Raw genomic sequence first — 19,330 nt, 5'->3', positions numbered from 1 at the left:
CCTTTCACTCGGCGATGTCGACCCGGCTACGGGGTCGGGACAGGGGAAGGGGGATGGCTGTGGCGCGCAGTGCGGTGAGTCCGCCCTCGACGGGTACGTCGATGCCGTTGACCCAGGCGGCGTCCGGGCCGAGCAGGAAGTCGATCACCGACGCCGACTCGGTCGCCGTGCCGTGGCGGCCGACCATCGACGCCGATCGTGCGATGGCCTCGGCGCCCATCGACTGTTCGAAGTCGGACAGGATCGGGGTCTCGGTGGGGCCCGGGCTGACCGACAGGGCTCGAATTCCCCGGGGCTGCAGCGACGCCGAGAGCGCGACGGTCCAGTCGACGACCGCACGCTTGGAGGTGTCGTACGCCGCGGGCCCGTCGATCTGCACTCGGGACAGCCAGGCGCGTAGCTCTTCTCGATCTCGTACGGCGAGCAGGCCGGCGATGTCGTCGTGTGCCAGTGTGTTCCGGTGCGCCGCGATCGAGGCGACGTTCACGACGGCGCCGCCCGCGGACATCCGCTCGAGTGCCCGAAACGTCAGTGCGCGCAGACCCAGGGTGTTGACCGCCAGGACCGTCTCCGCCGGAGCGGTGCCCGGGACCCCGGCGACGTTGGCCAGGGCGTCGAGGTGCTCGGGGAGATCCACTGCTGCAACCGCTTCCAGATCGGAGAGGTCGGTGAGAATCGAGTGGGCACGGTCATCCGGGCAGGGGACGATGTCGACGGCGATGACCCGCGTGCCGGGTTCACGGTCGAGGAGCCGCTGCACCAGGGCGAGTCCGATGCCCGAGGCGGCGCCGGTGACGACCATGGTGCGCGCGGCGGTTGTCGAACGGGTCATGCCATCACCGCCTGGATCTCGGTGAACTCGGCGATGCCCGCAGCGCCCAGCTCACGCCCGTAACCGGAGTTCTTGAGCCCGCCGAAGGGTACGGCCGGCCGTTCGCGGGTTCGTACGCCGTTGACCTTGACCTGACCGACGTCGAGCCGGGCCGCGACCTGGAGTGCATGGTCCCGGTCGGCGGACCACACCTCGGCCGACAGACCGTACTGGCTGTCATTGGCCAGCGTGATCGCCTCGGCGACGTCGCGGTAGTACTGCGCCACCAGGACCGGGCCGAAGATCTCCTCGCGGACCGCCGCGGCGGTGGGGTCGAGATCGCCGAAGACGATCGGGGAGACGAAGGAACGGGAGTCGCCGATGTCGAGACGCTCTCCGGCGCCGGCGATCACCCGGGCGCCGACCTGGCGTGTCTCATCGATGCGATCGAGCACTCGTTGCGCGTGCGCCGCGGAGGCGAGCGGACCGTGAGTGGTGTCCGGCGCGGTCGGGTCACCGAACACGAACCGTCCGAGTGCGGCGTCGATCAGGGCCTCGATGCGGTCGGCGGAGGCGGCGGGCACCACGAGCCTCGTGGTGGCGTTGCACGCCTGGCCGGAATTGACCAACCCGGATGCCAGGATTCGCGGCACCACGGCGTCGAGGTCGGCGTCGGGTAGGACGACGGCGGGCGATTTGCCGCCGAGTTCGAGGGTGGTGCGTGCCAGCGACTCCGCGGCCGCCGCCGCGACAGCCTTTCCCCCGTGGACACTGCCGGTGAACGACACGTGGGCGATGTCCGGGTGCGCGGCGAGAGCCTGGCCGGTGATCGGTCCGGTGCCGTTGACGATGGCGAAGGCACCCGCGGGGAGGCCCGCGTCGATGAAGCACCCGCGGACGAGGGCGGCGTCGAACGGGGTTGCCTCGGCGGGTTTGAGCACGACGGTGCAACCCGCGGCGAGTGCGGCCGCGACCTTCGCGATGATCTGATGCACCGGCATGTTCCACGGGGTGATCGCCGCCACGACACCGCCCGCCACGCGGCGCACGATCGCCCCGTCGGCGACCTGCTCCCACGGGAAGCTCTCGGTCGCGTCCGCAGTCGCGCGCAGCACGGTCGCCGGCAGCGCCTGCTGTGTCGCGGTGGCCAGTGTGGTGGGCATACCCATTTCGGCGGTCACCAGCGCCGCGATCCGGTCGCCGCGTCGATCGATGAGATCGGCGGTCGCCCGCAGGACGGCGGCTCGCTGGGCCGGCGGCGTCTGTGCCCATGCGGGCAGCGCGTTCGCCGCGGCGGCGACCGCTTCGTCGACGACGTCTTTCCCGGCTTCGCGGGTCGCACCGATCTCCCGATCGGTGAAGGGGTTGATCACCGGGATCGGAGCGCCGTCAACGAGTTCCCGGTCTCCGATCAGGGCGGCCGGGCCGGTCCCGAGACCGGTGGTCTCGGTCAGTTCGCCGACCGCGCTCATCGAGCGGCCTCGATCCGGACCGGCAAGGTCTTGATACCGCGGAAGAAGTTGCTCTGCAATCGGTTCGGCGTGTCCAGGACGGTGATGCCCAGTCCCCGCTCGATGATGCGGGTGAAGAACAACCGTGCTTCGAGACGGGCGAGGTTCGAGCCGAGGCAGGCATGCGCGCCCCATCCGAAGCCGACATGTTCGTTGGGGAACCGGTTGCCGATGAACGTCTCCGGGTCGTCGAAGGCGCGTTCGTCGCGGTTGGCCGAGCAGAACCACATCACGACCTTGTCGCCCTCGCGGATCGTCTTGCCGTGCATCTCGATGTCGCGGGTGGCGGTGCGGCGCATGGACAGGACAGGCGAGACCCAGCGGACCATCTCTTCGACCACCACCCGGATCTTGGCGGGGTTCGCTCGCATGAAGTCCCACCACTGCGGATTCTCGGCCAGGGCGTTGACGCCGCCGGACAGCAGATTGCGGGTCGTCTCGTTACCGGCGACCATCAGGATCAGGTAGTAGGCGTCGAGGTACCCACGTGACAGGGGTACGCCGTCGAGCTCGGCCGCGGTCAGGACGCTGATCAGATCGTCGGCGGGGCATTCGCGGCGTAGCTTCTCCAGTCCGCGGAAGTAGTCGAAGACCTCGTCGCGCGCTCGCACCGCGGTTTCCGGACCCTCGGAGTAGTCGGGGTCCTCGCTGGCCATCTGGTTGGTCCACCGCAACAGGTTCGGGCAGTCCTCGAGCGGCGCACCGAGCAACCGCCCGATCATGACCAGCGGGAGCTGCGCGGCGATGGAGGCGACGAAGTCGATGTCGCCGGCGCCGGCGTGGGTGTCGAGCAGCTCGTCGATGACCGCGGCGATGTCGCCTTCGAGCGACTTGAGCTTCACCGGCCGCACATGCGGGGTGACGATTCCGCGCAGTCTGCCGTGCTCGGGCGGATCGACGTGGTGGATGCTGCGAGCGCCCTCGCCCTCCGCGCGTCGGCTGGCGATCTGCGTGCCCTGCGTGACGGTGAAGTCGTCGGCGTTGGAGGCCACGGCCTTGACGTCCTCGTAGCGGGTCACCGACCAGAAACCCGGCCCGTCGGGTTCGGTGTTCCAGTGCAACGGGTCCTCGGTGCGCAACCGCGCGAACACGTCATGATCGACACCGGCCGCGAACGGGCGGAGATCCATCAGATCGATGTCGTCAGCGATGGTCATGTCTTCTCCAATGGACTCTCGTTTGTGACTGCACTTTCACTAAACCATAGTCTATGGTGTGTTGTGAACCACAACGGTACAAAAGTCCGAGATTGCCTACCTGCAACGACCGGCCGCTGAGGGTCGACCCGGCAATGCGACTCATGATTCGCAAACAGGAGTGATGTGTACCCACCGTCCACTGCGCGCACCCGCCCCGACGCCATCGCCTATGTGATGGCGGGGTCGGGGGAGCGCATCACTTACGCCGAGCTCGATCGTCGATCGAATCGGCTGGCCCGATTCTGGCAGTCCCGTGGCGTCGGCCCGGGCGACTCGGTGGTGCTGGTCATGGAGAACAGCCTGGCCTGGCCGGTGGCGGTGGCCGCCGGGATGCGCAGCGGTCTGTACGTGACACCGGTGAACTGGCATCTCAAGCCGACCGAGCTCGCCGCACTCATCCAAGAGGACCGCCCGGCCGCGATAGTCACCAGTACGGCGCTCGCCGACCGGGTCGTCGCCGCGGTCGACGACTCGGTCGACGGCTCGGGACGGGACCAGACCGTGATCGTGTGCGCCGACGGCCCGGCGGACGGGTGTGTCGCCCTGGCCGACGCGCTCGCCGGCCAGTTGTCCGAGCCCCTTGAGCGTGAGTTGCTCGGTGCTCGAGTGCTCTACAGCGGCGGGACGACCGGACGGCCGAAGCGGTTCGCTCAACCGCTGCTCGGCGTGCATCCCGCGGACGCACCGCGCCGGCACTCGGGCCTCGTCGACGAACTCGGCGTCGGAGCCGACTCGGTCCTGCTGTCACCCGCCCCGAACTATCACGCGGCGCCGTTCACCTTCCAGCTGATCACGCTGGCGGCCGGCGGCACCGTCGTGTGCATGGAGAAGTTCGACGCCGCGGGGGCGATGCGAGCGATCACCGAATACGGTGTGACGCACTCGCAGTGGGTGCCGACCATGCTGATCCGCCTGTTGAACCTGCCCGACCGGGAGACGATCGCGCTCTCCCCGCGGCATCGGGTGGCGTTCACCTCGGGCGCCCCGTGTCCGCCGCATGTCAAAGAAGCGATCTTCGAATGGTGGGGCCCGGTCCTGCACGAGTACTACGGAGCATCCGAGGGGTACGGGCACACCTACATCTCGCCGACGGACGCGCGGTCGCATCCGGGGTCGGTGGGTCGACCGCTGGGTACCGCACGGGTGCACATCACCGACTCCGCGGGCGCGGACGTCGATCCCGGCGTCGAGGGCACGGTCTGTTTCGAGGCGGCCGGCGGACCCGACCGGCCGGCCGACGCCGCACGGCCGGTGTTGAAGCAGATGGGCGACATCGGATATCTCGACGACGACGGATTCCTCTACCTCGTCGGCCGTCGAGGTTTCATGATCATCTCCGGCGGGGTCAACATCTATCCCGAGGAGATCGAATCGGCTTTGCTGGCTCACCCGGCGGTCTCCGACGTGGCGGTGGTCGGCGTGCCGGACGCCGAGTTCGGCGAGTCGGTCAAGGCGGTCGTCGAGGTGCGCCCCGGCGCGTCGGTGAGCGAAGACGACCTGATCGCCCATGCGCGCGAACACCTGGCGCACTTCAAGGCGCCCCGGTCGGTCGAGTTCACCACCGACCTACCGCGCCTGCCCACCGGCAAACTCGACAAACGGCGGCTGGTCGACCGGTTCGCCACACCCGGGGCCGATGCCGGTCGGTCGAGCGGATCGTCCGCGACACAGGGAGATCCGACGATGCCCACAGATCCATCCCAGCAAGGAGAACGAGTATGACGACCGAGACCTCCACCGCACACTTCGACGTGCTGCATGCCCTCAAGGTGAAGGGGCTCGCAACAGACGACACCCTGACCGCGCTGACGGGCCACGACGCGGACGCCCTGGCCGTGACCATCGAACAGCTGGCGGACGCCGGGTTCGTGATGCGTCGCGAGGGCGGCCGGATCTCGGGCACGATGATCACCCCGGCCGGGAAAGCCGAGTACGAGCGACTGTCCTCGGAACTCACGCTGAGTGAGTCAGAACGTGCCGCGGTGGACACGTTCCACGAGGGCTTCGGCTCGATCAACGGGGACTTCAAGAAGGTGTGCGCGTCGTGGCAGATTCGCCCGGACGAGACCCCCAACGATCACGCGGATGCCGACTACGACGCATCCGTCGTCGCCGAACTCGACCGAATCCACCACCGGATCGCGCAGGCGCTCGACGAGGTCGGCGCCGAGCTCCCGCGACTCGGTCGCTACCGGAGTCGGCTCTCGGCGGCCCTGGAGAAGGTGCACGGCGGTGACACCGCCGCATTCGCGCGCCCGATGTACGACAGCTACCACGACATCTGGATGGAACTCCACCAGGATCTGCTGCTGACCTCGGGTCACCAGCGTGGCGCGGGTGACGAGTAGGGACTGACGGGTCACCAGGTGGCTTCGACACGGCTCCTCGCTTCGCTCGTCACCGGCTCAACCAGCGGGAATGGTCGCACCCCCGCTGGTCGAGCAGCGTCGACCGAGCGCAGCGAGGCCGCCGCGCCCGTCGAGGCCACCATCGGAGTCAGCGCAGTTGCGCCAGCCCGAACACGTCGTCCCGTGACATCGCCTGTCGCAGTGCGGTATCGGCGTCCGCCAGGGAGTCGTTGTCCGCGTCGACTCCGCTCAACCCGGACACCGAGACGTACCCGTCCGCGACCGCCGCACTGTCGGTTCCCTCGCGGAACCGGCCGCCGCGCCGCTCGTCGCGATTGATCAGCAGGCCGCCCTCGGTACGGGACAACCGCAAGGTGAACATGCTCCGGTTCGCCAGAGGTGTCACCCGGATACCGCGCAGATCGGGGAAGTCGACGTCGGGGACGTTGACGTTCAATGTCATCGGGGTGGTGGGGAAGTCGGACATCCATCCGACGACGCGCTCGGCCACCGCTGCCGCGGTGTCGTAGCGGTGGTCTGGGGCGAACCCGCAGCTGACCGCGATACCGCTGACTCCGGCCACGCGCGCGGCCAGCACTGCGCCCACGGTGCTCGAGAACAGGATCGACCGCCCGGTGTTGTGGCCCTCGTTGATCCCGCTGACGACGAGTTCGGGCGGCGGCCCGAAGGCTCCGGCGCAGAACGCCACCACGGTCAGCGCCGGCGGACAGTCGAGAGCGAAGACCGGGGTGTCGCCGAGCTCGGGGATGCGGTGCTCGGTCGTGGTGATCAGCGCACCGTCCTCGATCGTGCCGAGAGAACTCCCGCTCCCGCTCCGCTCGGAGCTCGGCGCGCCGACGACCACGTCGTGGTCGGCGGAGATCAGCGCGGTGGCCACCGCGATCAACCCATCGGCGTCGTAACCGTCGTCGTTGGTGACCAGCACACGCATCCGAACTCTCCTCCCGGCAGCCCGTCCAGTACCGCGCAGCCTGGATGAATAGTGACTCACTCATCACATATCTGTCCAGCCGCACCCGCGTGGCGGAGATAAAGAGCGTGGACAGAACCGTGAGTCTGCGACTCGAGTGGTTGACAACGTGAGTGGGATCACAGAATAATGTGACTCAGCGTTCGCTAACCACCGATGTGTGGTTGCGAGATGCAGAAGCGGGCCGAGGGACTCGGCCGCTCGCTCATGACCAACTGGAAGGACGCCCGGACATGACCGCCTGGCCGATCTCGAACGAGACCTCGAAACTGTTCCCGCTGTACTCTCGCGCCAACGTCGGCGAGATCTTCCCGGACCCGATCACCCCGTTGAACGCCTCCCTCGGGTTCCAGCACACGCTGGAACCCGGATGGCGCGACGCGTTCGTGGCATGCGGCGTATGGGACGACGACCTGTACGACGACGCGGTGGCGTTCAACATCCTCCCGGCGTTCGGCAGCTACCTCTACATCAACATGTCGTTGATGCGGCTGTTCGGCGTGCGGGTGCCCGGCATGAGTGCCGAGGCCGTCGACCTGCAGTACTTCGGGGACATGCCCGGCATCCCGAGTTACGAGAGCGAGAAACGCGACTTCGACGAAAACGCCGAGTACGAGGCGAAAGCCGGTGCCTGGCTCAATGAGCAGGTGCTCGGCGCCACCGACCTCGCCGCCTACGACACCGATCGCGTCGAGGTCGACGAGATCCGTCGCAGTCGGCCTGATCTGACCCAGTTGTCCGACAGTGAGCTCGTCGAGCGGATGAACTCGTTCGAGACCCTGCTCCGCCGGCTCTTCAAACATCACATCGAGGCCAGCCTGAAGTGCGGCGTCGGACTCGGTGCCATCGCGCAGCTCGCCGAGGCGGTCGGCAAACCGGAGCAGGCACTCACCCTGGTGGCCGGGCTGGGCAACGTCGACTCCGCAGGCCCCTCGCTGCGGATGTGGGAATTGAGCCGTCAGGCGCAGCATCCCGATGTCTCAGCGCTGTTCGATGCCGGCACCAAGGGGCTCTACGCCAAGCTCAAGGCCTCGGAGTCGCAGGCGGTCGGCGCGTTCGCCGCGCAGTTGGATGCGTTCCTCGCCGACTGGGACTTCCGTGGACCTGCCGAGTGGGAGATCCGCGCGATCACATGGGGTGTCGACCCCGACCTCGCCCTGGCGACCATCGAGACGATGCGCGACGTTCCGGATGGGGAAGCGCCGGAGGCCAAGTCGGCGCAGCGAGCCGCCCAGCGCGACGCCGCCGCGGCGGCGATCCGTGAGATGCTCGCCGGCGACGCCGAGACCGCAGGTCAATTCGAGGCGGTGCTCAATGCGTCGGCTCTGTGGATGCGCGGCCGGGAACGCGGCCGCACCACGGCCGCGATGCTGATCCACGAATTGCGCTTGCCCGCACTCGAACTCGGCCGTCGATTCGCGGACCGGGGTGCGATCGACTCGCCGCGTCAGATCTTCATGCTCTTCGCCGACGAGCTGGCGGGGTTCCTCGACGATCCGGCGTCGTACCGCGACACTCTCGTCGAACGCGAGAAGGGGTACCTGGACCTGTTCGACCGCACGCCGCCGTTCGTCGTCGACGGCACCCCTGCGCCGATCTCCGAGTGGCCGCTGCGCTCGGAGTCGACCGTCGCCGCCGCATCCGCCGGTGACACCATCACCGGAGTTCCCGCATGCGGCGGTGTCGCACGCGGCCGGGCGCGGGTGCTGACCGAGGCCTCGGACCCGTCGGCACTGGAACCGGGTGACATTCTCATCGCGCCGATCACCGACCCGTCGTGGACGCCGCTGTTCGTCACCGCAGCCGCGGTCGTCGTGGACGTGGGCGCACCCTTCTCGCACGCCGCGATCGTGAGCCGCGAACTCGGCATCCCGTGCGTGGTGTCGGCCACCGAGGCGACTCGACGCATCACCGACGGCGCGACCGTCGAAGTCGACGGGACCGCAGGCACCGTCACCCTCATCTGAAGTCCCATCTCGCCATCCGACTCGGCCGGCCCCGAGAGAGCCAATCCCCTCGGGGCCGGCCGCTCCACCCGTGCGCAACCGAGGAGAGCGATGCACGCCTCTGATATCTGTCCCACCTGGCTCGACACCGTGCTCACCACCACCGGGACGAAGGACGGCACGGTGGCGATCACCGAGTTCGCCACCAGCCCCATCGGAACCGGACAGGTCGCGGACAGCATCCGGACGACCGTGAGCTACTCCGCACCCACGTCAGCCCCGTCGTCGTTCGTCATCAAGGTCACCTCCGACAAGGAACAGAGCCGCGCGGCCGGTCGCAGTGAGCTGAACTACCTGCGCGAGGTGCGGTTCTATCAAGACATCGCACCCAACCTGCAGGTGCGCGTCCCGCGTTGCCATCACGCTGAGATCGACTCCAACAACACTGAATTCGCACTTGTCCTGGAGGATCTGACCCCGGCCCGGCCGGGTAACCAGCTGGCCGGGTGCACTGTCGGCGAGGTGCGGCTCGCGGTCGAGCAGGCGGCCGGAATCCACGGACCCTACTGGGCATCGGCGCAACTCGCCGGTACGTCGTGGCTCGACATCTCCGACACCTACTGGGCACGCTTCACCGAGATGATGCCCGAATGGTGGGCCGGTTTCGTGGACCGGTACCGAACCCGGTTGTCCGCGGCCGACATCGAACTCGGAACGGCGTTCACCGAGCGCATCGCCGACTACTACACCGCACTGCGTACGATGCCGTTCACCATCCAGCACGGCGACTACCGGCCGGACAACGTCCTGTTCGACGCGGCCGGCGGTGACGTGCCCCTCGCCGTTCTCGACTGGCAGACGGTCATCTTCGCGCCCGGGGTCGTCGATGTCGCCTATTTCATCGGCGGCGCGTTGGATCCGGCGACCCGCCGGGCATCCGAAGGCGAGTTGCTAGAGCACTACCACCGATGCCTCGTCGAGCACGGCGTCACGGATTACTCACTGGCCGAGCTGGTGCAGGACTATCCGGTCGGCACCTTCCAGAACCTGGTGATCGGCGTCGCCGCCGCGATGCTCGTCGCGCGATCCGATCGGGGTGACGACCTGTTCACGGCCATGGTGACCAACTCGCTGGCGCACGCCCGCGACCACAATGCGCTCGCGCGGATCGCCGCGCTGAGCGGGCAAGGGGCGGTTCATGTCTGACACGGTCATCCGCGAGCATCGACCGCGGACCGGCGCTCCTGCGATCGGAACCGACCGACTGGGCTTCTACACGCTCGGCGGGCACGTCGACGACCCCCGAGAGATGTTGGGCGAGCTCGCGCACGCTGAGCGTCTCGGCCTCGGGCAGGCATTCATCTCCGAACGGCTCAACGTCAAGGAGGCGTGTGCCCTGTCCGGGGCGGCCGGAGCCGTCACCGATCGCATCGGGATCACCACCGCGGCAACCAACATCAACACCCGCCACCCGGCGATCGCCGCGGCCTTCGCGACCACCATGCATCGCCTCACCCGTGGTCGCTTCACCCTCGGCGTCGGCCGCGGTCTGCGTCCCCAGATCGCTGGGCTCGGACTCGCGCACACGACCACCGCACAACTCGAAGAGTTCGCTCATCTGATGCGCAGACTGTGGCGTGGTGAGACCGTGACCGATTACGACGGGGCGCTCGGCAGGTTCCCGGCGATCAAACTCGACCCCGGTTTCGACGAGGACATCAAGCTGGCCACCACGGCCTTCGGGCCCGAGACCCTCGCCATGGCCGGTCGCGCCTACGACCTCGTCGTGCTGCATACGTTCTTCTCCGACGAGACCACGGCCAGGGTCGTACGCACCGTCAAGGACGCCGCGGCCGCGGCCGGACGCGACCCCGACTCGGTCGAGGTGTGGTCGTGCTATGCCACCGTCACCGACGAGCTCGACGAACAGGTCATCCTGAAGAAGACGGTCGGCCGGATCGCCACCTACCTCCAGGTCTACGGGGATCTTCTGGTGTCGACCAACCGGTGGGATAGAGCCGCGCTGAACAGGTTCCGGGAGTCCGAGGTGGTGCGCGAGCTACCGGGATGGGCCGATGCCGTCGGGGACACCGCCACGTTCGAACGTCTCCGCGACGTGATCCCCGCCGAGTGGCTCGACTGCGCGGCCATGGGGACGCCACGGCATTGCGCAGAGAGAGTGCGGGCGCAGTTCGACCTGGGGGTCGACGGCGTGATCATGCACGGCGCGACACCCACCGAGCTCGACAGCACGGTCTCCGAATTCGTCGCTCTCGGCAGTTGACCGACAGAATCCATCAGAAAGTCATCACATGAGCACTGGCGCAGTACGACTCGTCGAACGCTACGTCTACGAACTGTACAACGACGAGCAGATCGACCTGGTCGACGAGATCTGCGGCGACCCGATGACACGCCACGGGGCGGGCAGTATCCGGTCACTCAGCCGACGCGAGCAACGAGAGCGCATCGTCGCCGACCTCGCCGCGCATCAGCCGAAGTTCACCGTGGTCACACTCGTCGGCGACGAGATGTTCGCGTCCCTCACCTGGAACGCCGAACGTCTCACGACGGGCGAGCGTCTCTGCGGCATCGAGATCTTCAAAGTCCACGACGGTGTCATCACCGATGTGTGGAATCCCGACTACCTCGAAGGATCCTGGTCATGACGCTGACAACGCCGAAGCTCATCGACACCACCGACGACATCACCGCAGCCTGGATGGAGGAAGTCCTCTGCCACGCCGGCCACGACACGTCGATCGCGGCGATCACGATCGAGCCGATCGGCGCGGGCAATGTCAGCGACACCGTACGGGTGAGTGTCGCCTATGCCAGGACGTCTCCCGGAGCGCCCGATGCGGTCGTGGTCAAGCTGAAACCCCGTGACCCTGATGTACACGCGCACGGATTGCGCAGTGGTGCATACCATCGCGAGATCGGCGCGTATGTCGACATCTCCGCGCGGAACGCCTGCCGGATCCCACTGAAGTACTGGGTGGCCGGAGACGAGACCACGATCAATCTGGTGATGGAGGACCTGAGTACGAGTGCCGTTGCGGGAAACCAGGTTCAGGGCGCGACCGTCGAGGACGCGACAGCGGTGCTGACCGAACTCGCGAATGTGCACTCGGAGTTCCATCCGATGGACACCGCCACCGCGCCGGCATGGATGATCCGGCTGAGCGATGTCTGCGACTACTGGTCCGACGCGGCCGAACGCGGGGCGGGGCAGGCACTCACCCGGTTCGCCGATGACCTTCCCGACAACCATCTCGAGGCGATCCGTCAGGCGATCGAGCTCGTCCGGGTGTGGCACCTGGTCCCGCAGGAGCACCTCACCTTCACCCATGGTGATCCCCGCGTGGACAACGTGTTGTTCGACTCGGTCGGAGACGTCCGACGCGCGGTCTTGATCGACTGGCAGGTCACCGGCCTCCGCAATCCCATGTACGACGTCGGGTACTTCATGTCGGGCAGTGTCGACGTCGAGGATCGTCGAGCGCACGAGCGCCGGCTGATCACCCACTACGCGGAGACCTTCGCGCAGAAGTCGACCGGCTACGACGAGACGACAGCGCTGAGGGACTACCGCGTGCAGCTGCTCAGCGGCCTGTTCATCACCCTGGCCGCGATCGACGTGCTCCCCGACAACGAGACGGTCAACACCCTCATCCTCGCGTTGCTGCGGCGGAACTGCGCCGCTGTGGTCGATTGGGACTCGGTGGCACAGGTGCGTGCCCTGGCGGCGGGGTCGGCGTAGGCGCACGCCGCGCCCCTGCGGCTTCGGTGTTGGCCTCGGCCGCCGACAGGAGTGAGGATGGCGTCATGACTGTGCCGGTGGTTGATCTGTCCACGGCCGACGACGCGCCGGAGGAATTCGCGGTGGCACTGCGCGAGGCTGGGCACACCTCGGGCTTCTTCTATCTGGTCGGGCATGGCGTCGGCGTCGACCGTCAGGCGGAGGTTCTGTCGACGGCGCGTGAGTTCTTCGCTCTGCCCGACGCCGACAAGAACGAGATCAGTCAATTGCAGAGCGCGCAGTTTCGCGGCTATTCACGGCTCGGTGGCGAGCTGACGAACGGGCAGGTCGACTGGCGTGAGCAGATCGATATCGGCCCGGAGCGCGCCGTCATCGATGGAGCGCAGGGGTATTGGCATCTGCAGGGCCCCAATCTGTGGCCCACGTCGATCCCGGGATTCCGGGAAATCTTCGACGACTGGAGTGCCGCGCTGTCGGCTGTGGGTCTTCGGCTGCTGCGTCACTGGGCGTCGTCGCTGGGAGCCGAACCGACGGTGTTCGACGATGCCTTCGCGCATCGGCCCGCGACCTTGATGAAGGTGGTGCGGTATCCCGGCACCGCGAACAGAAGCCAGGGGGTCGGCGCACACAAGGATTCGGGCGTGTTGACTCTCCTGCTGGTCGAGCCCGACTCGGCGGGCCTCCAGGTGGAGCTGACGCCTGGACAGTGGGTGGACGTGCCGCCGATGGATGGCGCGTTCATCGTCAACATCGGGGAGCTGCTGGAGGTCGCCACCGGCGGTTACCTGCGGGCCACCCGGCATCGGGTCCAGGCCCCCGCGCCCGGCACCGATCGCGTGTCCATCCCGTTCTTTCTCAATCCGGCCCTGGACGCGGTGGTTCCGATCATCGACCTGCCGCCCGACCTCGCGCGCCGGTCGCGCGGCGTCGAGACCGATCCCGACAACCCCATCTTCGCCACCTACGGCGAGAACGCCTGGAAGTCGCGTACGCGTGCTCATCCCGATGTCGCGGAACTGCATCACGGCATCCCGGCTCCCCAGCGGGGCTCCTCGTAGGGAGCATGCGAAAACCCGCTCTCCCGGCGTCCGGAACAGGTGCTTCCGGCCACCTTCCGACGCGCCGTACTCGCGCGTAGCGATTTGACTCGTAAGAATCACACCGTCGAACCACCCCGCGCGTCCCGGATCGCCACTGAGCTGGGTCGCCGCGCTGTACCGTACCTGCGGACCTTCAGCCGCACGACGACGACGTGAATGGAGTCGGTGTTGTTTTCTCGTATCGCCATCGTGAACCGAGGTGAAGCCGCGATGCGGCTCATCCACGCCGTTCGGGGCCTGTCGGAGGAGACCCGGCAACCCATCGAGGTCATCGCACTGCACACCGACGTGGATCGAAACGCCACGTTCGTGCGCGAGGCGGACGTCGCCTACGACCTCGGGCCCGCGGCATCGCGTCCCTACCTGAACATGAAGGTGCTCGAGCACGCTCTGCTCGAGACCGGTGCCGACGCGGCGTGGGTCGGCTGGGGCTTCGTGGCCGAGGACCCGCTGTTCGCCGAACTGTGCGACCGGATCGGCGTCACCTTCGTCGGGCCGTCGGCCGAGGCGATGCGCAAGCTCGGCGACAAGATCGGCGCCAAGCTGATCGCCGAAGAGGTGGGCGTCCCCGTGGCGGCGTGGAGCCGCGGCGGTGTGGACACCCTCGACGAGGCGGTGGCCGCGGCAGCCGAGATCGGCTACCCGTTGATGCTGAAGGCGACCGCGGGCGGTGGCGGCCGCGGCATCCGGAAGGTCACCAGCGACGCCGATCTCCGCGACGCCTACACCCGCACCCGCGAGGAGGCCGAGCGCGCCTTCGGCAGCGGCGTGGTGTTCCTGGAACGTCTCGTGACCGGCGCGCGTCACGTCGAGGTCCAGGTCATCGCCGACGGTCAGGGCACGGCCTGGGCGCTGGGCGTGCGTGACTGCTCGGTCCAACGCCGCAACCAGAAGATCATCGAGGAATCGGCGTCGCCGGTCCTCCCCGCGGACCGGGTCGCCGAGCTCAAGGCCTCGGCGGAGCGGCTCGCCGTCGCCGTGGGTTACCGGGGCGCGGCCACCGTCGAGTTCCTCTACCACCCGGGCGAGAATCTCCTCGCGTTTCTCGAGGTCAACACCCGTTTGCAGGTGGAGCACCCGATCACCGAGGCGACCACCGGCTTCGACCTGGTGCGCGCGCAGCTGCACGTCGCCTCCGGCGGACGGCTCGAGGGTGCGGCACCGAGCGAGCGCGGACACGCCATCGAAGCCCGCCTCAACGCCGAGGATCCCGACCGCGACTTCGCGCCCGCACCCGGTCGCATCGACCTGCTCGAGCTGCCCGCGGGACCGGGTATCCGCGTCGACACCGGTGTGAGCGAGGGCGACACCATCCCCGCCGACTTCGACTCGATGATCGCCAAGATCATCGCCTACGGCCGCGATCGCGACGAGGCGCTCGGCCGTCTGCGCCGGGCCATCCGCGAGACCCGCGTCATCATCGCCGGCGGCGCGACCAACAAGAGCTTCGTGCTCGAACTGCTCGACCAGCCCCAGGTCATCGACGGCAGCGCGGACACCGGCTGGATCGACCGCGTGCGCGCCGAGGGCGGCCTCGTCGCCAACCGGCACTCGGCGATCGCTCTCATCGCCGCCGCGATCGACGCCTACGAGGAAGAGGAACTCGTCGAACGGCAGCGCCTGATGTCGACGGCCTCCGGTGGTCGCCCGCAGGTGCAGCACGAGAGCGGGCGCCCGCTCGACCTCAAGCTGCGCGGCGTCGCCTACCGCGTGCGTGTCGCCGCCATCGGTGCTCATCGCTTCCGGGTCGTCATCGAGGCGCCGGGGGAGACCCGCACCGCCGACGTCGACCTGGAGCGTTTCGACGACCACGCCGCGCAGCTCGTGGTGAACCGGGTCCGCTACCGCCTGCTCACCGACACCCATGGACCGATCCACCTCGTCGACGTCGACGGGGTCACCCACCGCGTCAGTCGCGACGAGGGCGGTGTGGTGCGCTCGCCCGCACCCGCGCTCGTCGTCGCCACACCCATCCAGGCCGGCGACGAGGTCGAGGCCGGCGCTCCCATCCTGGTGCTCGAGAGCATGAAGATGGAGACCGTGCTGCGTGCCCCGGTGCGCTCGCGCGTCAAGGAGTGCGCCGTGTCGGTCGGCACGCAGGTCGAGACCGGCGCGACCCTGATGCGGCTGGAGCCGCTGGCCGATGAGGGAGACGAGGTCGAAGAGGAAGTCGGTGCGACCGTCGACCTCGAACTGCCGGAGGAGCCGCAGGTCGACCCGACCGAGCGGACCACCCGTAGCCAGGAGGATCTCCGCAGCCAGCTGCTCGGCTACGACGTGGACCCGAACCACCGGACACGACTGCTCGACGAATACCTGTCCGTCCGCCGTGCCGCCATCGACAGCGGACGTCGACCGCTGGCCGACGAACTCGAACTCGTGACGGTGTTCGCCGACCTCGCCGAGTTGAGCCAGAACCGGCCGTCGAGCCACGAGGTCGGCGTCGAGCACGTGCACAGCGCACGGGAGAACTTCCACACCTACCTGCAGAGTCTCGACGTCGAACGCGACGGACTGCCCGCGGCGTTCCACGATCAGCTGGGTCGCGCACTCGGCCACTACGGCGTCACCGAACTCGAGCGCACCCCCGAGCTCGAAGCCGCCGTCTTCCGGATCTTCCTCGCGCTGCAGAACCCGAACGACTCCGCCTCGGTGATCAGCGCGTTGCTGCTCGAATGGCTCGACGAGCCGACCCCGCGAGACGAACTGCGCGAGGCGGTGGGCACCGCCCTCGACCGCCTCGTCGCCGCGACCCAGGTCCGCTTCCCGGCCGTCTCCGACCTCGCGCGCGGCGTCATCTACGCCTGGTACGGACAGCCGCTGCTGCTGCGCGACCGCGCACGCGTGTACAGCAACGTGCGCAAGCAGCTGAAGTATCTCGACGAGAATCCCGACGCCGCCGACCGTACGAGCCGCATCGACGACATGGTGCGCAGCACCGAGCCGCTCGTCCGGCTGCTCGGCCAGCGCATCGAGCGGCACGCCGACAACACGGTCATGCTCGAGGTGTTGACCCGGCGCTACTACGGCAACCGTGGTCTCTCCGACATCCGGATTCGTGAGGCCGGCGGTGCGACCTTCGTGGTCGCCGAGCGCGACGCCGGCAACATCGCCTCTGCCGCAGTCGGATTCGACGCACTGCCCGCTGCCATCGGCGGTCTGGCCGAACTCGCCCGCGACACTGCGGCGATCGACGCCGACATCTACCTGGCGTGGGAGCAGCAGCCCGACGACTTCGACGTCCTCGCCGGCACCCTGCACGACATCGTCGCGACGAGTTCGCTGCCGCCCCAGGTGCACCGCATCACCCTCACCGTCGCGGGCAGCGCCGACGCGCGGATGCATCACCACGTCACGTTCCGTCCGTCGGCGACCGGTATGGCCGAGGAGCGTCTGATTCGTGGGCTGCACCCCTACATCGCGCAGCGCATGCAGATGGAGCGCCTGCGCAAGTTCGACCTCACCCGGCTCCCTTCGTCGGACGACGAAGAGGTGTACCTGTTCCGCTGTGTGGCGCGGGAGAACTCGTCGGACGAACGCCTCGTCGCCTTCGCCCAGGTGCGCGATCTGACGGCGCTTCGCGAACAGGACGGCAGGTTGCTGACGCTGCCGACCGCGGAGGCCGCCCTCGCGTCGTGCGTCGACTCGATCCGTCGTGCGCAGCGCGGACTCCGGACGCTGTCGGGCGCCAACCGGATCGTCATGTACGTGTGGCCGCCGATCGATGTCGACGCCGGGGTCCTCGATCTCATCGCCGACCACATCCGCGGTACCACCCAGGGTGTCGCGCTCGAAGAGGTCCAGCTCATCGCGCGTCGCCGGGACCGCGACACCGGTGAGCTGAGCAAGGTCTCGGTCCACTTCTCGGTCAACGCGACCGGCGGTTTCGACGTCCGCGTCACCGAGCCGTCCGACGAGCCGATCGAGCCGGTCGACGAGTACCGCCAGAAGGTGCTGCGGGCGGCCAAGCGCAACACGGTCTACCCCTACGAGCTCGCCGCGATCCTGGGCGAGTTCACCGAGTACGACCTCGACGCCGAACAGCGTCTGGTGCAGGTCGACCGTCCCAAGGGGCGCAACTCGGCCGCGATCGTCGCCGGTGTGGTCACCACGCCCACCGAGAAGTACCCGCGGGGCGTGACCCGCGTGGTCCTACTCGGCGACCCGACCAAATCGCTGGGCGCACTTGCGGAGCCGGAGTGCAGCCGGCTGGTCGCCGCACTCGACCTCGCCGAGCAGATGCAGGTCCCACTCGAGTGGTACGCACTGTCCTCGGGTGCACGGATCTCCATGGACTCCGGTACGGAGAATATGGACTGGATCGCCCTGGCGCTGAAGCGAATCGTCGAGTTCACGCAGGCCGGCGGTGAGATCAACATCGTCGTGGCCGGTATCAACGTCGGCGGGCAGCCGTACTGGAACGCCGAGGCGACGATGCTGATGCACACCAAGGGCATCCTGGTGATGACGCCGGAGTCGGCGATGGTGCTCACCGGCAAGCAGTCGCTGGACTTCTCCGGCGGTGTGTCGGCCGAGGACAACTTCGGTATCGGCGGTTACGACCGCGTCATGGGCCCCAACGGCCAGGCGCAGTACTGGGCGCCGAATCTCGGTGCGGCACGGGATCTCCTGATGGCCCACTACGAGCACACCTATGTGTTGCCGGGTGAGCAGACACCGCGCCGCGCGATCACCAGCGACCCCGTGGACCGCGACATCTCCGACTACCCGCACGTCCTCGCGGGCAGCGATTTCACCACCGTCGGTCAGATCTTCTCGGCGGCCTCCAACCCGGATCGCAAGAAGCCGTTCGACATCCGCACGGTGATCCGCGCCGTCGCCGACCAGGACCACCCGGTGCTCGAGCGTTGGGCGGGAATGGCCGACGCGGAGACCGCGGTGGTGTGCGACCTGCACATGGGCGGAATCCCGGTGTGCCTGTTGGGTATCGAGTCGCGCGAGGTGCCGCGACGGGGGTACACACCCACCGACGGCCCCGACACCTACACCGCCGGAACCCTGTTCCCGCAGTCGTCGAAGAAGGCGGCCCGCGCGATCAACGTGGCCAGCGGCAACCGGCCGCTGGTGGTGCTCGCGAACCTGTCCGGGTTCGACGGGTCGCCGGAGTCGCTGCGCAAACTCCAGCTGGAGTACGGCGCGGAGATTGGTCGTGCGATCGTCAATTTCGAGGGCCCCATCGTGTTCTGCGTGATCTCGCGCTACCACGGCGGCGCGTTCGTGGTCTTCTCGAAGGCCTTGAACCCCAACATGACCGTGCTCGCGATCGACGGTTCGTTCGCCTCCGTCCTGGGTGGTGCGCCCGCGGCCGCGGTGGTGTTCGCCGGTGACGTCGCCAAGCGAGTCGGCGCCGACGCCCGCGTGCGTGAACTGGAAGCGGAGACCGCCCAGGCCACCGGCCCGGACCGTTCACGGCTCAACGCCGAACTGGCCGACCTACGCCAGTCGGTGCGCGCGGAGAAGATCAGCGAGATCGCCGCGGAGTTCGACGCCGTGCACAGCATCCGCCGCGCCGTCGAGGTCGGTTCCGTCGATGCGGTCATCCAGGCCGACGAGCTGCGGCCCCAGATCATCGGCGCGATCGAGAAGTCGCCGGCGTGGGGCAGGCAGGATTCCGAGGTGGTCAGCTCGTAGCTTGCGCTC

Annotated in this window: 13 protein-coding genes; 9 read left to right on the top strand and 4 right to left on the bottom strand. The window is 68.1% G+C overall.

Annotated features, from left to right (window positions below):
- Positions 1-4: 4 nt before the first annotated feature.
- Genes MAY35_RS01505 through MAY35_RS01495 form a run of 3 tightly spaced genes read right to left on the bottom strand, consistent with a single transcriptional unit; the run spans position 5 to position 3,479 of the window.
- A complete protein-coding gene (locus tag MAY35_RS01505; protein ID WP_238418854.1) occupies positions 5-832 on the bottom strand; it encodes an SDR family oxidoreductase in 828 nt (275 codons plus the stop codon).
- Positions 829-2,283: an aldehyde dehydrogenase family protein gene (locus tag MAY35_RS01500; protein WP_238418853.1), complete on the bottom strand. Its 1,455-nt coding sequence runs from the start codon at positions 2,281-2,283 to the stop codon at positions 829-831. Before MAY35_RS01500 ends, MAY35_RS01505 begins: the two co-directional genes overlap by 4 nt.
- Positions 2,280-3,479 (bottom strand): cytochrome P450, encoded by a 1,200-nt coding sequence (locus MAY35_RS01495; protein WP_238418852.1) that lies wholly within the window; start codon positions 3,477-3,479, stop codon positions 2,280-2,282. The genes MAY35_RS01500 and MAY35_RS01495 overlap by 4 nt, the downstream gene beginning before the upstream one ends.
- 165 nt (positions 3,480-3,644) lie before the next feature.
- Here MAY35_RS01495 and MAY35_RS01490 point away from each other — a divergent pair, with 165 nt between their 5' ends.
- Entirely contained in the window at positions 3,645-5,243 is a 1,599-nt protein-coding gene (locus tag MAY35_RS01490) for an AMP-binding protein (RefSeq protein WP_238418851.1), read from the top strand.
- Positions 5,240-5,869 carry a MarR family transcriptional regulator gene (locus MAY35_RS01485; RefSeq protein WP_238418850.1) on the top strand — a complete coding sequence of 210 codons (630 nt, stop codon included), beginning with the start codon at positions 5,240-5,242 and terminating at the stop codon, positions 5,867-5,869. The genes MAY35_RS01490 and MAY35_RS01485 overlap by 4 nt, the downstream gene beginning before the upstream one ends.
- A 148-nt stretch (positions 5,870-6,017) precedes the next feature.
- Here the strand turns inward: MAY35_RS01485 and surE are convergent, their stop codons facing one another.
- Positions 6,018-6,821, bottom strand: coding sequence for a 5'/3'-nucleotidase SurE (gene surE, locus MAY35_RS01480; RefSeq protein ID WP_238418849.1), 804 nt, complete (start codon positions 6,819-6,821; stop codon positions 6,018-6,020).
- A gap of 272 nt (positions 6,822-7,093) precedes the next feature.
- On the opposite strand from surE, the gene MAY35_RS01475 reads away from it, so the two are divergent.
- The 7 genes from MAY35_RS01475 (at position 7,094) to MAY35_RS01445 (ending at position 19,321) form a co-directional block, all read left to right on the top strand.
- Complete coding sequence (locus MAY35_RS01475; protein ID WP_238418848.1) at positions 7,094-8,827, top strand: PEP-utilizing enzyme; 1,734 nt, start codon at positions 7,094-7,096, stop codon at positions 8,825-8,827.
- 90 nt (positions 8,828-8,917) lie between these two features.
- The gene (locus MAY35_RS01470) at positions 8,918-10,012 is read left to right on the top strand and encodes an ecdysteroid 22-kinase family protein (protein ID WP_238418847.1); all 1,095 of its coding nucleotides are present in this window, start codon (positions 8,918-8,920) and stop codon (positions 10,010-10,012) included.
- Positions 10,005-11,090, top strand: a complete 1,086-nt coding sequence (locus tag MAY35_RS01465) for a TIGR03857 family LLM class F420-dependent oxidoreductase (protein ID WP_238418846.1) — start codon at positions 10,005-10,007, stop codon at positions 11,088-11,090. The genes MAY35_RS01470 and MAY35_RS01465 overlap by 8 nt, the downstream gene beginning before the upstream one ends.
- A 28-nt stretch (positions 11,091-11,118) precedes the next feature.
- The gene (locus MAY35_RS01460) at positions 11,119-11,475 is read left to right on the top strand and encodes a hypothetical protein (protein WP_238418845.1); all 357 of its coding nucleotides are present in this window, start codon (positions 11,119-11,121) and stop codon (positions 11,473-11,475) included.
- A complete protein-coding gene (locus tag MAY35_RS01455; RefSeq protein WP_238418844.1) occupies positions 11,472-12,569 on the top strand; it encodes an aminoglycoside phosphotransferase family protein in 1,098 nt (365 codons plus the stop codon). The genes MAY35_RS01460 and MAY35_RS01455 overlap by 4 nt, the downstream gene beginning before the upstream one ends.
- Positions 12,570-12,634: 65 nt before the next feature.
- Positions 12,635-13,627, top strand: coding sequence for an isopenicillin N synthase family oxygenase (locus MAY35_RS01450; protein WP_238418843.1), 993 nt, complete (start codon positions 12,635-12,637; stop codon positions 13,625-13,627).
- Between the two features lie 198 nt (positions 13,628-13,825).
- Complete coding sequence (locus tag MAY35_RS01445) at positions 13,826-19,321, top strand: carboxyl transferase domain-containing protein (protein ID WP_238418842.1); 5,496 nt, start codon at positions 13,826-13,828, stop codon at positions 19,319-19,321.
- Positions 19,322-19,330 lie beyond the last annotated feature (9 nt).

Origin of the sequence: Gordonia sp. 'Campus', from assembly GCF_022206305.1 — a bacterium.
GTDB lineage: Bacteria > Actinomycetota > Actinomycetes > Mycobacteriales > Mycobacteriaceae > Gordonia.
The sequence above is the reverse complement of the archived record's forward strand: the minus strand, read 5'-3'. Positions and strand labels throughout refer to the sequence as shown.